At 55.0% G+C, this 16140-nt stretch carries 14 protein-coding genes; all 14 read right to left on the reverse strand.

The window, feature by feature from the left end; translation table 11 throughout:
* Positions 1-75 precede the first annotated feature (75 nt).
* The 14 genes from OYT1_RS01790 to OYT1_RS01855 all read right to left on the reverse strand — a co-directional run bounded on the left by OYT1_RS01790 (position 76) and on the right by OYT1_RS01855 (position 16122).
* On the reverse strand, positions 76-876 hold the full coding sequence (locus tag OYT1_RS01790; protein ID WP_062625613.1) for a flagellin N-terminal helical domain-containing protein: 801 nt from the start codon (positions 874-876) through the stop codon (positions 76-78).
* A gap of 169 nt (positions 877-1045) precedes the next feature.
* Positions 1046-2836: a GGDEF domain-containing protein gene (locus OYT1_RS01795; protein ID WP_062625612.1), complete on the reverse strand. Its 1791-nt coding sequence runs from the start codon at positions 2834-2836 to the stop codon at positions 1046-1048.
* An 84-nt stretch (positions 2837-2920) separates the two neighbouring features.
* On the reverse strand, positions 2921-5227 hold the full coding sequence (locus tag OYT1_RS01800; protein WP_084611891.1) for an O-linked N-acetylglucosamine transferase family protein: 2307 nt from the start codon (positions 5225-5227) through the stop codon (positions 2921-2923).
* A 146-nt stretch (positions 5228-5373) separates the two neighbouring features.
* Positions 5374-6015: a response regulator gene (locus tag OYT1_RS01805; protein WP_062625610.1), complete on the reverse strand. Its 642-nt coding sequence runs from the start codon at positions 6013-6015 to the stop codon at positions 5374-5376.
* Between the two features lie 8 nt (positions 6016-6023).
* Positions 6024-7547 (reverse strand): hybrid sensor histidine kinase/response regulator, encoded by a 1524-nt coding sequence (locus OYT1_RS01810; protein ID WP_062625609.1) that lies wholly within the window; start codon positions 7545-7547, stop codon positions 6024-6026.
* A 195-nt stretch (positions 7548-7742) separates the two neighbouring features.
* A complete protein-coding gene (locus OYT1_RS01815) occupies positions 7743-8486 on the reverse strand; it encodes a class I SAM-dependent methyltransferase (RefSeq protein WP_062625608.1) in 744 nt (247 codons plus the stop codon).
* Positions 8487-8945 (reverse strand): GNAT family N-acetyltransferase, encoded by a 459-nt coding sequence (locus tag OYT1_RS01820; protein WP_062625607.1) that lies wholly within the window; start codon positions 8943-8945, stop codon positions 8487-8489. It abuts the gene before it with no gap.
* Entirely contained in the window at positions 8942-9898 is a 957-nt protein-coding gene (locus OYT1_RS01825) for a glycoside hydrolase family protein (RefSeq protein WP_062625606.1), read from the reverse strand. Before OYT1_RS01825 ends, OYT1_RS01820 begins: the two co-directional genes overlap by 4 nt.
* Positions 9899-9901: 3 nt before the next feature.
* A complete protein-coding gene (locus tag OYT1_RS01830) occupies positions 9902-10864 on the reverse strand; it encodes a glycoside hydrolase family protein (RefSeq protein WP_062625605.1) in 963 nt (320 codons plus the stop codon).
* Between the two features lie 8 nt (positions 10865-10872).
* Positions 10873-11976: a radical SAM protein gene (locus tag OYT1_RS01835; protein WP_062625604.1), complete on the reverse strand. Its 1104-nt coding sequence runs from the start codon at positions 11974-11976 to the stop codon at positions 10873-10875.
* Between the two features lie 10 nt (positions 11977-11986).
* Positions 11987-13048, reverse strand: coding sequence for an alpha-ketoacid dehydrogenase subunit beta (locus OYT1_RS01840; RefSeq protein WP_062625603.1), 1062 nt, complete (start codon positions 13046-13048; stop codon positions 11987-11989).
* Positions 13041-13991, reverse strand: coding sequence for a thiamine pyrophosphate-dependent dehydrogenase E1 component subunit alpha (locus OYT1_RS01845; RefSeq protein WP_197714101.1), 951 nt, complete (start codon positions 13989-13991; stop codon positions 13041-13043). The genes OYT1_RS01840 and OYT1_RS01845 overlap by 8 nt, the downstream gene beginning before the upstream one ends.
* Entirely contained in the window at positions 13992-14960 is a 969-nt protein-coding gene (locus tag OYT1_RS01850) for a glycosyltransferase family 9 protein (protein ID WP_062625602.1), read from the reverse strand. It abuts the gene before it with no gap.
* Positions 14953-16122, reverse strand: coding sequence for a radical SAM protein (locus OYT1_RS01855; protein ID WP_062625601.1), 1170 nt, complete (start codon positions 16120-16122; stop codon positions 14953-14955). Before OYT1_RS01855 ends, OYT1_RS01850 begins: the two co-directional genes overlap by 8 nt.
* Positions 16123-16140: the final 18 nt, after the last annotated feature.

Below are 16140 nucleotides of genomic sequence, written 5' to 3' on the forward strand. Positions count from 1 at the left end.
AATCGCTGTTGAATCTATTATCGGTTCTTGCGCTAAAATACTTAGGGTTCAGTTCGATAATTAAACCAACTTAGCCTAGCGCAACAAAGACATCACGCTGTTCGGGGCGGTGTTGGCTTGTGCCAGCATCGCAGTGCCTGCTTGTTGCAGAATCTGGGCGCGAGTCAAGTTGGCAGTTTCTGCGGCGTAGTCAGTGTCCATGATGCGACTGCGGGCAGCGGTCAGGTTCTCTGCGGCATTGGATACGTTGCTGATGATCGCTTCGAACCGAGACTGAGTGGAGCCAAAGGTTGCACGAGTCGAGTTGATGGTGGCGATGTCAGCATCCAGCAAGGTGATTTGTGCCGAAGCCAATGCTGTAGTGGTTCCCAAAGTGGTTCCTGTCATCGCAACGACGGTGGTGGTGACCGAAACCGTGTCGGCAGCGTTTGCGCCAATCTGGAACGACAGCGTGGCAGCAGCATTCAGCAGCGAAGTGCCGTTGAATTTTGTTGCGCCGATTACGCGCGTATTTTCAGCGGCGAGTTGCTTGTACTCAGAGTCTAGCGAAGTCAAGTCGCCCGACGCTGTGGAGTTGGCTCCTTGTACCGCCAGTTCACGCATCCGCTGCAGATTGTTGCCGATGATGCCAAGTGCACCTTCAGCGGTCTGGGCTAGAGAAATGCCATCGTTGGCATTGCGTACCGCAACATTCAACCCCTTGATTTGCGCATTCATGCGCTCGGCGATGGCCAGCCCTGCTGCATCGTCCTTGGCGCTGTTCACGCGCAAGCCGGAAGACAGGCGTTGCAGCGAAGTATTCAGCGCACCCTGAGATTGGGTCAGGTTGCGTTGTGCATTCAAGGCGGCGATGTTGGTGTTGATATAGGAAGCCATTTTGGTTCTCCTTAACTTTGATTTCAAACTCCGGTGTGTTCCACCGTTCACTGCAGTTGTGTCTTGGTTTTCTAGACTTAATCAACTACTGATGAGCTAGTTATCGGTGCTTTCTCGTCAAACTTTATAGTTGGGATGAACTATTTAAGCGAGTGATTAGAAAGCGGGATTAGTCCGCCGCTACCACACGATTTTTGCCGGTCTGCTTGGCGAGGTACATTGCCTGATCAGCGCGGGCGATCGTGTCATCCGCTGTTTCGTTCTCGCTGCGTAGTGCCACGCCTGCGCTAAAAGTGATGAGCTGACGCTCATTGTTGTGCATGAAAAAGCGCTTGGTCAGTTCGCGCTGGAGACGCGAGATGGTGGCGATACCTTCCTCCAAAGCGGTGTCGGGAAGCACGATGATGAACTCTTCACCACCGTAGCGTCCGACGGAGTCGCTGGGGCGCAGGGCGTCTTTGATGACACTGGCGAGATGAATGAGGGCTTGATCCCCCGCTTGATGACCAAGAGTGTCATTAAGACGCTTGAAATTGTCCACGTCGAGTAGTGCGATGATGATGGGTGTAGGGTTGCGATCAGCTCGTTTGTATTCGCGCTCCATGATCTCGTCAAGGCCGCGCCGGTTGAGCGCCCCAGTGAGTTGGTCTTCCCGCACTAACTCACTCACATGTTCTAGCTCGGTTTCCAACTCATGGATGCGGCGCTCGGCTTCATCCGCTTGCTTGCGGGTGGCCAGCAGTTCGTCACGCGAACGTAAGGCGCTTTCCTGAATAGTACGTGTGTCCTGCATGATGTCATCAAGGATGTGGCCAAGCTCCGCCAGATTGTCTGTGCCGCCGATCTTTTGGCTGTAGCTCTCCATTTTTGTGTGGTATTCGCCAGTAGTGTCGGTCAGTTCACCTAAACGGTCGATGAAGCTCGACATTAGCGTTTTTAACGTGCTCTTGGCGTCAGTTAAGCTTTGTTGCAATAGCCCTTGTTTGATGATGGCATCTCGCAGACTACGTTCAGCATCGGCAATGATGTGCTTATCGATGGGGTTGGCGATGATTTCTTGGAACATGCCAATTTGTCCGTGCAGCCATTTATCATCGGCAACCAACTCGCTGACGTTTTCTACTAGCATCCGCAACAAGCGGATCAAACCTTCTTGCACCTTGATTTTGTCGCCGCCATGTAGCTCCATGTGCAGCCAAAAGTGGCGCAATTTTTCTGCTAATTGATTAATCTGATCGTGACTGTGGGCGGTACGGACTTGCCCGATCAATGCCGTGACTTCCCCCGATAGTTCTGGATGTAATTGCAATGTACTTTCCAGCGTCTGTGCCAACAGTTCGCCCAGTTGACCAAGTAATGCGTGGTCGGCCAGATTGGGCATGGTCGCTCCGGGAGATGCTGTGTCTATGACTGCGGGGGCAGCGCTGAGTTGGGGCGCGGTAATCTCTGTTTCATTGCTTACCTTGGCGTCGAGTGTTTCGGTTTGGCCGCTAGACCATGATCTGATCAATCCTTGTAGCTTTTCTGATAGTACGGCGGGGTCGGAGCTGAATCGTCCTAGGACGGTTTCTAGACCTTCCCTCTTGCGCGCAATGGTGAGGCCCTTGTGCGTAGTTTCCAACTGTCGTAACAGATCACGGATGAGATCAGACCATGCGAGAGGTGCAGCCTTAGTCTGCTCAGCAGGAGGGAACAAAAAATGCTGTAGCTCATTTTGACAGCGCGCCCAATCTCGGCTGGAAATGGCTTGTTTGAGGGACTTTCCGATGGCGCTGGTCTTAGGGGACTCTTTGACTAACCGCTGTGCAACTCCGACCAAAATCGTTTCTGCTCCGCTCGCCTCGACTGGCTCGCCGCTAATTTCTTGGTACACCGCAGTGTAGTTATTGGGCGTCGCTGCAAGTTTGCGTGAAGCGAGTAACTTGAGGGTTTCGCGGGCGATCTCTGCGGGATTGTTCATTTTCTTCGATGAGCGACTATCAATGGTCGAATTTTCAATGGATTCTCAGGTTGAGTATCTGACGAATAGCTGGAGAATACTAGCCTATTTTTCAGGCGCTTTCTGCGTTTGCTGCGAGCACCAGTGGCTCCAAAGTTGTCGATAGGTCGATTCGATTTCTTGCGTGTAGGCCGCTGGATTGCCTACTGAGCTTTGGTGCCATCGATCACGTAGGCTTTGGCGTATGCGTGAAAGCGCTTCTAAGTCATGAAAATACTTGATTGCGATCGAGACATATTGATCTGGGCTTGTGGCCACCCAGTCGGAAAGTCCGACCGCTCCCATTATTCCGGCGCCGCAGCGCGAAACTGTACGCGAGCCGGAGAGCGTGATGACTGGCACGCCCATCAGTGTCGCCAATACTGTGGTTGTGCCGCCATTGTAAGGAAACGGGTCCAGCGCGACATCGATCGATTGGTGCAATGCTAGGAAGTCGTAAGTGGTGACTCGGGGTTTCAAGATCAGGCGACTGGCATCGATGCCGTACGAGGCAAATGTATTGATTAGCCTGTGTTGCACAGCTTCCTCTTCGGAATTGCCAAACATGATGCGTGATCCAGGCGTACGTTTGAGTATTTCTGCCCATAGTGCAATGTTCTCGTCCGAGATTTTGGAGTGCGCATTGAGGCAGGAAAAGGTAAATGCTTGGCCTGAAAGCGCGGGCAAGGGAGTGACTTCCGGTGGCTGAAAGTGCAGGCCAAAAGTATATGAAGCCGATAGACGAATGAGTTGCTCCGAGTGGAACTGATCGGTCATGCCGGGTGGGTCGAGATACTGATCGGTGAAGCGATAGTCCATGCTACTGAGGCCGGTCGTGCCCGCGTAGCCTAACCATGTAATTTGAATCGGTGCGGGTTTCCGAGCAAAGACCAATAGCCGATTAAGTGCAGTGTGTCCTGAAAGGTCAATAAGAATGTCGATCTCGTCACGTTGGATCTGGGCAAAAAGCTCGTCATCACTGAGTTGCAGGCAGGGTCTCCAGTGGTCAGCATAGCTCTTAAGCTCTTGGGAAACTGCATCCTGCCGTGTATGGTTGTAGTAGCAATACACGGTGAAGTCGTGTCGATCATGATGGGCCAAGATGGGGCGAATGAACATGGCGACCGAGTGATCGCAAAAGTCGGCGGAGACGTAGCCTATCTTTAATTTTCGATCTGAGGACGTGGAGTTGCTCTGCTTTTTCCAGAGCTTTTTGAGTGGCTGCTCAAATGTTCTGGCGAACTCTAAGTGGGCATTGAACAGAGCCTGATCGTCGATTTTCCGGCTGCGAAGTAGGAAGAACAGCAGATCGCTTTGGATCGTTGCATTGTTTGGAGCCAGCTTGGTCGCAATTTGGTAGTGGGCGATGGCCTCTTCTTCGTGGCCCGTTGCGTAGTTGGTCAATCCTAATGCTAGATGGCCGGAGAGCAATTCTGAGTTGAGTGTTAACGCCTCTTTTGCATAGGACAGCGCCTCTGAGAATCGCCCTAATTTGGCGTATAACAAGCCAATCTCACCGAGGATCGTGGCCGTATGGGGAATGGGAAGCGCGGCGGCTAGTTTCATGTGCTCGATGGTTCGCTCGGGCATGCCTTTCTTGTCGTAGATCAACGCTAGGTTAAGGTGATAGATCGGCTGATTCGAAGCCAGAGAAATGGCATGGCTTATCAGATCGATAGCATTGCTGGGGTCGCCCATCTTGTCCGACAGTAATCCCAGATGGAAAATGCAATCGGCGTGTTGCGGTACAAGTTCGACCACTTTAAGTAGGGTGATGATCGCTTCACTGAACTGATCTTGAGAGAATAATAAAACTCCTAGGTTGTATAGTGCATTGGCATGATTCGGGGTCAACGCGATGGCACGTCGGTAAGATGAGATGGCCGAGTCGAACTCCCCTGCGTGCTGGAGCGCCATACCTAGATTGCTGTGTGCGTTAGCGTATTCCGGGTTGCGATGGATCGCCTTGCGTAGCACTGGGATCGCCTCCTTGAATCGCCCAGTTTCGTTATAGGCTGCGCCTAAGTTGCTTAAGAAGGAGGCATTTTCTGGGTCGAGCGTCAGCGACCGAACTAACAAAGCAATCCCGCTATCAGTTTTGCCTTGTTGGTAGTCAATCAGTCCAAGATAGTGAATCGCATCGGCATGAGTTTTCTTAACCTCAAGAATCTTACGGAACTCCGTAGCGGCTTGATCTAGCTGTCCTCGCTCAAAGGAGCGAACGGCGAGTTGAAACAGCGTAATGAGGTCGGTGTTGTTCGCGGGTTGGAGTGTCTGCTTGGAAATACAACAATGCTTGAATTTCTTACCGCTACCACAAGGGCAGGGATCGTTGCGTTGAGTGGTCGGTGTGGATGGGAGTGCGGGCATCATCAATTTCCTTCAGAAGGCAGATGGACTTCCCTTATGGGAGAACGCCGAGCATCTGCATGTCACGACGGAGCTCGTCGCTTCAGAGGGCACCAATTATGGCCAATCGCAACTGGGAACAAGTTGTGAATAGCGCGGCTTTCTCGCTGTTATTCGAGCAGGTGGTTGCTGATGGCGTAATGGATGGCCTCGGCGTTGTTGCGCAGATTCATCTTCTCCAGAAGACGAGCGCGATAAACACTGACTGTCTTGACGCTGAGCGACATGGCTTCGCCGATCTCGGTGAGCGTCTTGCCTGAGGCCATCAAGCACAACGTCTGGTATTCGCGGTTGGAAAGTTTTTGGTGCAGCAACTCTTGGTAGCCTTGGGTCAAACCTTCGGCGAGTTGCTCCGCAAGTTCACTGCTGATGTATTTCTTGCCGCTGGCGACTTGGCGGATGGCTGTAACCAGTTGCGCTGGCGCGCTTTGTTTATTCAGATATCCCGCCGCGCCGGTCTTGATCGAGCGCAGCGCGTACTGGTCTTCCGCATGCATGCTCAGCATCAGTACAGGTAAGTTGGGATGGATCTGCTTGATCTGCTTGAGCACATCGATACCGTGCTTGTCCGGCATGCTGATGTCCAGCAACACCATGTCGAACTCTTCGCTCTGAACTTGCTGGATGGCTTCCATGCCACTGCCGGCCTCGCCCGTGACGCGCAGGTCGGGCGTGTCATCTAGGATTTGTTTCAGCCCCTTGCGTAGGATGGCGTGGTCGTCAACGACGAGAATCTTCACGGTATTCAGCATGATGGTCCTTAGAACAAAGTTTGTTGCGGCATTACAAGCGAACTCAAATCGCGCGGCTCCGGATTATGCGGGATACAGACTGCAATAGTAGTACCTTTTCCTGGTGCGCTGTCGATACGCAGATCGCCGCCAAAGTGCGACACTCGTTCTTGGATACCACGCAGTCCAAAAGAGCGCGGCTTTTGTCTATCGCGCTGGGCGATACCACAACCATTGTCGCTCACCATCAAATCGATACATTCGTTACCGTTGATGAGTTTGACCTTGACTTCGTTGGCGCGACGAGCGTGTTTGATGATGTTGTTGAGTGCTTCCTGCAAGATGCGGAACAGCGCGATCGACACCTCGGGCGAGAGGCTGATGGCATCGTCCAGTTGCTCCAGTTTGCAGGGAATACCCGTGCGGCGCTCGAATTCGCCAGCCTCCATTTCGATGGCGGCGACGATGCCGAAATTATCCAACACGCTGGGGCGTAAGGTACGAGAGATGTCGCGGGCGGCGGCGATGCACTTATCGGTGGTGCTTGCGATGTCTTGTGCTTTTTCGGCTAACTTGTGACCTTCGCCGCTTAATCGTCCGCCTAACCAAGCGATGTCGAGCTTGATGGCGGTGAGCAAACTGCCCAGATTGTCGTGTACTTCGCGGGCAATGTTGAGCCGTTCCTCTTCACGCACATCTTGCACGTGCATGGAAAGCGCTCGTAGCTGTTCGCGCGAGCGGTTGATCTCGATCTCGGCCAGCTTACTTTGGGTGATGTTGAACATGATGCCTTCCCACAGCACATTACCGGTTTCGAGCTGGCGAGGAGTGCAGCGCAGGTTGACCCATTTCACTTCATTGCCGGGTGGCAGCTGGATGCGTCCTTCCCAGTTCCAGAAACTCATTTGCTGTAGCGATTGCTGCATGGACTCGAAATAGCTGGCGCGATCATCGCTGTGCAACATTTGGTGAAACAGATTACCGTCCTGCTCCAAAGCTTCATGGTTGATGCCGAGCAGAGCGTGGCAACCTTCGCTGACATAGGGGAAGTGCAGCTTGCCGTCATCGGTCTGCAAGATCTGATAGGTCAGTCCGGGCAAGTTGGCGATGAAAGCATGCAGTCGGATCTGATTTTCTTGCAGGGCAATCTGTGCTTCTCGGTGCTCGCGGCGGATACGCGCCTCACGTAGATTATGTTCTATCGATGGTGCCAGTCGATTCAAGCTGCCCTTAAGGATGTAGTCATCTGCGCCCGAATGCATGGCGTGGATGATGGTCTTTTCGCGTAGATCATGGGAGAGGAACAAAAAGGGCAGGTCGATACCCGAGTCATGTAGCACGTGCAACGCCTCAAGGCCGCCGAAGCCGGGCGGATCATAGCTGCACAGGATTAAGTCCAAGGGGTGTTCGGCCAGTGCGCGTTTCATCCCTTCGGCGGAATCAACCCGCAGATGCTCGACCAGATAGCCGCTCAGCGCGAGTTTGCTCAAGGTCTTTTGGGCATCGGTCGGAGCACTTTCAACCAACAATACCCGTAGTTTTTCTGTCGTCATGGCAAGGGACGGTCCTGAATGGGAGTACAGCATTTGACGGACAGGCAGATTACTATAAGGCTGGCTAATGGGGCAACCTGCCAGCGGGTGGAGCAAGGTTCGATGAGCTTAGCGTCCAACTTAAATCAGGCCGCTCACAGGGGATGTGTGGCTGACTTTTTGTGATGCGGGTGAGGGGGGCAGAGAATTCGACGATCAGTCGCCTTGCTCGCACAGCAAAAAGATACTGGAGCAGAGATCGGGATACCGCTGCCCAAGCTGGTAACAGCCCTCTAGATACTCTGGGGAGATGATGTCGGTTTGAAGTAGCCGATCCCATTGGAAGTTGGCTAAGGCTTTAAAGAAGATGCCGGAGCGATGGACGACGCGCAATCCCGCCGCGACCGCATCTCGTTCTAACGTGTCTAGCGTATAAGTACAGCGATGCCCATGTTCGGCTTCGGCTGGTGTGACTGCCGTGTTGTGCGAGATCAAGCCCATCTTCACCGCGATCTGGCGCGAAGGCGCATTGGCGTTTGGGCAGACCAAAAAGAATCTCCCGCCATCGGCCAGCCACTCGTCGTTGATACGGCGCAGCACGCGCACTGGGTTATCGAGGTGCTCCAACACATGAGTCAGCACGATGTTGTCGTAACGCTTGGGCAGGGGCGCGGTCTCGAACTGCGAATGGATGTAACTGACCTGAGTACCCAGCTTTTGTTTAGCTTCCGCGATGGCCTCTCCGGAAGCCTCGACGCAGGTGATATCATCAAAATGGGTGAGAAAGCGGCGAGTGAAATCGCCCTTGAAACTCCCCAATTCCAACAAACTGCCCACCCTGAAGAACGGTTCAAACGAGCGCATCATGTACGGGTGCATCACGTCGAAATCAAAACCGTAGGCATACTGATGATCACGGGTATCGCGGATCTCGATGTTGTAATCACGTTGCTGGCTCATCTATCCATCCTTTCGTAAATCCAGTGTCATGGTCGTCGGATGGCGGCTCGCGTGGCTTCGCATGAATCCGCTCTTTTCGTATAGCGACAACGCAGCAAGATTATCACCATCCACTTCTAGTTCGATACGCGCGAAGTCCTGCGTTCGCACATGAGCGATGCAATCACGTAACACGTGTGCCGCGACTCCTTGGCCTTGCCAACTCGGCAGTGTGCTGACACTGGTAATGAACGCTGTGCGCTTATCTGACGCATTGCAATACACCGCCACCAAGCCAACTAACACCTCGCCGCTCCAGGCCTCGAAGCGCTGTCCGTGGGTGACGATCTTATGTGCATAGTCGTCGATGTCCACTCGCCCGCTTAGCGGTGGCACAAAGACCGTATCACACTCACGAAAGTGAGCGGCAATTTGTGCCGCACCAGCCTCATTCGACGCGAATCGAAGACGCTGGCTCATATTTCTAACTCGGCCAAACCAAAGCCATAGCGGCCGAACTGGTTGCCGTTATAGAGCAGATAGATGCGACCATCGCACTCGAATACATGCGGGTAACATTGCATGTCGCTATCCCACTCGCCCAGCTTACCTTCCAGCAGTGGATCATCGTCATCGCGTGTCCAGTTCGTCAAGTCGTCCGACCAAGCGTGGCCGATGCGATAGCCGCGCCCCTTCCCCAGACGAAAATCGAACGACTCTCGATAACAAAAGAACATGTGATGACGACCGGAGATGCCGATCACCGTAGGCAGCGCCTGACTCTCGTCTGGGCCCAACTTGTCCGAGATGATGCGGCGAGCCTCCTCCTTCACCCAGGTGATGCCATCTTTCGAAGTCGCGTGGCCGATCTTATAGGTGCGATCAGGTGCGGCGTCAGGCGCGTATTTATGCCAACCGGTGCCGAAGATGTACCACATGTGGAACACGCTATTGATGACCTTGACGAAGCCATCGCCGACCAAGCAAGGTTCTTGCATTGAAGCCGCCAGCACGGGGCCATCGCCGATCCGTTGGAAAGTCAGTCCATCGTCATGGCTGATGGCTAGGCCGATGGCCGTATCCACCGACACCGATACTCGGCGATTCCAGCCACAGGTATAGCCGTACACCGAATCGCCGTGGCGCAGCACGCTCATCGGGAAAATGCCATGCTCGTCGAAACATCCCAAGCCACCGAGCGGGATCACCGTTTGATCGGAGACGCGGATCACCTCGCGCAGGTTCTTCCGCATATCGACGAAAGCGATATGGCTTAGGAACTTGCCATTCGTATCGACCGCCCGCGTGGAAAAGTAGATGCGCACGAAGTCGTCGAACACCAACGCTTGGGGCGATTGAGCGAACTGCACGCAACCGTTCGGCAGCGTGTGCTGAGTCGGGTCGAATATCTTGCCGAGCTTTTGCCACTTCATCGCCTACTCCAATTTTCCATCGAGTACTGCCAAGCCAAAGCCGTAACGCCCCACTTGGTCGCCAAGATAGGCCATGTATATCCGACCATCCAATTCAAATACGTGCGGATAGCTGATCATCTCCGCATCCCAGCCCTGTTCTGAAACGTCGATGCCGGCCTTGGCATCGTCGCGCACCCAGTTCACCATGTCCGTGCTGGAGGCATAGCCGATCCGATAGCCGTTTTGCTTGCCACGATAATGACTGCTGTAGCGGTAGCAAAAGAACATGTGGTATTTGCCGTTGGCGTAGAACACATCTGGGCTGGCCTGAGCCTCATCTTCTTCGATGCGGCTTTCGATCAAGTCACGATTGAGTTTATGCCAATGGATACCATCCTCGGAAGTTGCCATGCGAATCTTATAGATAGGCTCGGCTCTTCCCTCGACCATCTTCCATTTTCGCCCTGCAATGTAGAACAATTGCCACTTTTCGTTGAAGCGGCGCACCTTCGGCCCACTCAACACGAACGGCTCATCCGGGCTGTAGCTCAGCACCGGCCCCGTACCCAACTTGGCGAACGACTGACCGTCATCGTGGCTCACCGCGCTACCGATGGCGACATTGAATGGCACCGATTCACAACGTGTCCAACCCGCGTAATAGGCGCGCACCTCGTCACCCTCGCGCGTCACCGATACCGGATAGGTACCGAATTCGTCGAACTCGCCCAAGCCGCCCAAAGGCAGAATGGGCTGCTCGCCCACATGACGTATTTTGAACAGATCGCTACGCTCCAAATCGACATAGGCCGAATAGCTGACGTACTGGCCATGCTCATCAGCCGGAGGACGGCAGGAGAAATAGACGCGCACAAAGTCGTCGAACACCAATGTCGCTGGCGCTTGAGCGAACTCCTTCAGCCAGCTACGCCCTTCGACTTCCTGTGGCGTGAATACTTTGCCAAGTTTTTTCCAATGGAACATAGGGCGATCTAGATGAAATTGATGTGGGGCACATCCTGCCGGATTAGGCGATCCAGATAGCGATTCACCTCATCCATCCGGCAATTGACACGGCACTGATGGATGTCCAACTCGCTGCGTACATAGCGTAGATTCTCGCGGCGGCGCTCCCCTTCCCAAATATCACTGAAGGACTGATCGTTCAGGTTGCCGTATTCGAAGCGCGGGTCGAGCAGATAGGCGCTGCAACCATACACCGCGCCGGTGGCCATCACGTAAGCCCAGAAGAAAGGCGTAGCGTTACAGCGCTGATAACGTGACGCATCGCCCGCATCATGTTTCTTCATGGTGTTGTCGCGGAACACCACGCTGAAATTGGCGGTATTCAGCTCACGCAATCGTGCGCCCAGCGCCTGATACTGCTGATACGCCACGTCCTGATATTGGGTGGTCAGACTATATGAATGCTGGGAATAAGGCTTAACCACCAAATAATCCAAACCGACCTCATCGCGGCAAAGACGTGCCAATCCTTCGATCTCGTGGGCGTTCTCCGGCAACAGCAGAATCTGTGCGCCCAGCACACAGGCATAACCATGCGCTCGTCGCGCGTCCACTAGGCGCTTCAGATTGGCAATCACTTTGTCAAAATCGGCGGCCTTGGTTTGGTGGACATTGGCGTAGGTCTCTGCTGTGCCTGCATTGACCGAGGCCTTGATCCACGACAGGTGCGGTAAGGCTTGCTCGACAAAAGCCTCGGACAACACCGAGGCATTGGTGGTCATCGATGTGTCGATGCCAGCTTGGGCGGCAGCCACCACCATGCGATGGATGTCCTTGTGCAACATCGGCTCACCTTCGCCCGCGAACATCACGCTTTTCACGCCCTGCCGCCCCATCTCGGCCAAGCAACGCTCCACCACCTCCAGCGCCAATCGCGTCGGTTTGTAGCCGATGTAATCGACTGCGCAAAACGTGCAGCGATGGTTGCAGGCCCCCACAGGAGAAAGCTCGACATACAGCGGATAGACGCTTTTTGCGCGCGCCCAATCGTCGCCCGCGTCGAGGAATTGCGCGACACGTTGCGGATGGTAGATGAGCTTGTGACTATCGATGGCGTAGCGATCTGACATGGCGGCGCTTTCAGAATGGGCCACGGAATTCCAGTTGCGGAACATCGTGTGGTGTTGAACGGGCGAGCCGACTGACCAGCGCCTCATCGGGAATATCGCGCCCCAGATGCGCGCTGATCGCGCGCGCGATATGCAGCGCATCGGGATAAAAGTCGCGTGTCAGATGGTGCGAGGTAGGCACGGGAAGATCAGGCAGTGCGATGCGCAAGGGCGCAGCGCGCAAGGCATCGAAGGCACACTCCGTGACACTGGCGATCACCTCTCCGGCGATGCCGCCCGTCTTCCACGCGGTGTCCGCCACGATCAATCGACCGGTACGTCGCACCGAGGCGGCGAAGGCTGGAATATCCAAGGGGCGCACCGAGCGCGCGTCGATCACTTCGAGATCGATGCCGAACTCGGCTAGCACCTTGGCCGCCAGCAAGGCCTCGACCACCATGAACGAGAACGCGACTAGCGTGGCATCCTTGCCTGAGCGACAGACATGCGCCTTATCCAGCGGCACGACATAAGACGCTTGCGGCACGTGATCGACGATACCTTGCAGCCAGCGGTGTTCGATGAAGATCACCGGATTGTCATCGCGGATCGCCGCTAACAACATTCCCTTGGCATCGCGCCCACTGGTCGGCATCACGACCTTCAGTCCGGGGATATGGGCGAACAAGGCTTGCAGGCTCTGTGCGTGCTGCGGCCCCGGTCCCCAGCCACGTCCGACGATCACGCGGATCACCAAGGGCACACTTACCTGTCCGGCGAACATATAGCGCCATTTGGCGGCGTTATTGACGATCTGATCCATCGCCAACAAGGCGAAGTCGATGCGCTGATGCACCATCACCGGACGCATCCCAGAGATGGCGGCGCCGATACAAATACCGGTCATGCCGTTCTCCGAAAGTGGGCTATCGAACACACGCGCCTTGCCAAAGCGTTGCTGCAAGCCGCTGGTGGTGCCGAATATGCCCTTGGGATCGGGCACGCCCTCGCCCACCAGAATGACGCGTTCATCCTCACTCATCGCCTGTTCGAGTGCTTCGCGGATCGCCTCCGCCTGCGAGAGCTTACGCATACAGATACCCCGCCAGATCGGCGCGATCCGGTAACGGGCTGGCCAATGCCTGTGCAAAAGCGGCTTCGATCTCAGCGGTGATCGCCTGCTCAGCCATTGCGACGAACTGAGCGCCGTCGTCCGTCTGCCGCAATATGTCAGCCAGATGATGCACCGGACAATGTGCCATCCACTCCGCCAATTCGCCCTCAGGGCGGTAGCCCAGATGATCGTCGAATTCTGAACCGCAATGCTCACGCCAACGGTAGGTCGAACACTCCAAGAACACCGGCTTCCCGCCCGCACGCAGATGCGATACGGCCTGCTGTGCCGCAGCGAACACCGCCTGCACATCGTTACCAGCGACATGCACACTCTCGCAACCATAAGCGGCCGCTACGGCGTGGATCGGGCGAGCAGGTTGACGTTCGTTGAGTCGGGTATAGCAGGCATATAGATTGTTCTCACACACGAATAAGATGGGCAGTTCGTGGAGCAATGCGAAATTGATGGACTCGTGTACCACGCCTTCCTCGAACGTGCCATCGCCGAAGAACACCGCGACCACGGTGTTCTCTCCGCGCAATTTGGCTGCCCAGGCCGTGCCCACCGCCAGCGGAACGGTCGCGCCTACGATGGGTACGGCACCAAGAAAACCTGCGGCCAAATCGATCATATGCATCGAGCCACCGACGCCATGACAGCAGCCGTTTTGCAGGCCGTAAATCTCGGCCAGCATGGCAACTAGATCGCCGCCTTTAGCCAGATAGTGAGCATGGGCGCGATGGTTGCTGAACACGCCATCGCTAGTCTGCAACGCCAGACACACGCCGACAGCCGCGCCTTCTTGTCCGATGGACAAATGCACCGGACAGCGCATGTTCTGCGCCGTGTAGCGCTGCGCGATGGCCTCCTCGACCCGACGGATGCGCAACATGTTGCGATAGAGTTCAAAAGGATGCACTCAGCGGACTCCTGCGATCTTGGCACGCACGGCGGCGCTCACCGTTGGCACGCTGATATGTTGCATACAAGGCGAGGCTTGCACGCAAGATGACTCCAAACAGGGGATGCAATCCCACGACACGGCGGGCGTGATGTTGACCAATCGCGCCCCTTCGACTTCACTGGCAACGGTCGGCCCGAACAGCGCTATCACTGGCTTGCCGAGCGCCAACGCGAGGTGCAGACCGAGCGAATCGTTGGTGACCAGAACTCGGCAGCTGGCGATCCAGTCGATATAGCTTTCAATATCGCTGGTTCCCTGCTGCCAGCACACCGAGTAGTCTGCGGACAGATCGTCGTACAGCGCCTGCCAGTTGGCTTCGGGCCAGCGCTTCAATGGAAATTTCGCACCGATCAGATGATTCAGTCCGATGTCGTGGATGACCTCTACATGTGGCTGATAGCCCAACACATAGGGTTGGCCAGCGTAATGGTGGCCGAGCATCTCGTACAACACGCAAGACCATGATTTGGCTTTGCTGCGTTTGGCCGTTTGGTTGGTGCTGAAGCTCAGGGCTTCATCGGCATGATCGTAAGAAACGGCCGTATGCGTCTGATGGTCGAGCCGGAAACCGTAGCGCCGCCAAGCGGGGATGCGATCCGAAACTGCGCAGATATCTGGCTGCTTTTCAAAGTTGATCACGATGTCGAACCACTCCGAGAGCAGCAGATGTGGTGTGAAAGGCGTGATCACCAGCACGCGCGCAATAAAAGGGTTGCCTCGCAGCAGCGGAGCGCCCTTTTGATCGACCAGCCAAGTGACGTGGTACTGCTCAGGTGGGTAAAGATGCAGGATCACCGTCGTACGTAGAATATCGCCCAGACTGACGATCCCGCTGGTATCGGCATCCAGCGTTTCGCTGTACCCCGGCTTGATGATGAGCACGCGCTTCCGGTTGTCGGCGGACACAGGTTTTTCGCTATCCATGTTTACTCTCATCCCAGGCCAAAGGGTCGATGAACGGCTGACACTGCTCCAGATTCTCTATCTTCCCCAGCAAGTGTGCAGGCATCCGAATATTCCTTATCTTCACCGAGGTGTGTGGTACACCACGATCCGCATAGCTTTGAAAACGGTCATTTTTGATCTTGGTATCGCAGCCTATACAACGCCCGTACTGATAGCAAGGGCGGAACGTATCCAACTTATCCATCGAGAAATCAGGGTCAAGGATATGGCCGATCGGCGCGATGGGGCGCCCGGCGAATATCTGCGCACCATGATGGATATATTGGAAATTCACGGCCTCGATGGCGGCAAACTCTTGCACTAGGCCTCCCTGCCGCCAAGCGTCATACAGGTAAAAGTGACAGCCCCAGATAAAGCCCATGGGATCGATGAGTAGCTCGGTGGTCTTGCATTCGCAAGCAAGCGGGGTCGGATGAATGCCACGCGAAATCAGATCCGCCGAGAACGGGTATAGATAACGTCCGTAAAGCTTGCCCGCATGTACTCCAAGGAACTCCTTGGTCTCAAATGGAACACGTTCCGCATACGTCGCTCGCATCTCCGGTGTGACGACATTGTCAGGGTGCTCAACCATGTAGATACCGACATCGCTGTCAGCCTTGAGGGACGAGACTTTAAAACCAAGGTCTTTGAGTGCCTCGCACCGTGACACTAACTCATCGAAGCCGCGACCGTGCCAAGTCCGATTCATCTCATCGGCATGGTAGCTCACACGAATCGAGGGATACGGTGCGTCGCGCTGGAGTTTCGCCTGCTGTCCATTCAGATTGCGCACGAACACGTCCGGCTGTAGCGCAAAATTCGTTAGCAGATCGAAGTAGTGCGGCACCTCGGTCAAGATCAGCCCCAGGCCTTTGCCTCCCCAATACAACATGGGTTCTCCACCCTGAAGGGTGATCGGGAGATCTGAACGAAAGGGGATGCGGCTCAGCGCTGTCGCCCATTCGGCGGGCGATAGTCCCTTGCGGACGGACTTCGCCTCGATCGGGAATAAGCTGCTGCGCCGTCCAGATTGCTCTGGATCGTTGATGCAATAGCTGCAATTCAGACTGCATTCCAGCGTTAAGAACACGCCGATGTAGTTCAGCTCATCAGGTAGTTTGAGCGATGACAATGTCATACGATTAGCTACCCCTGA

The organism is Ferriphaselus amnicola (genome assembly GCF_000974685.2).
Classification (GTDB): Bacteria; Pseudomonadota; Gammaproteobacteria; order Burkholderiales; family Gallionellaceae; genus Ferriphaselus; species Ferriphaselus amnicola.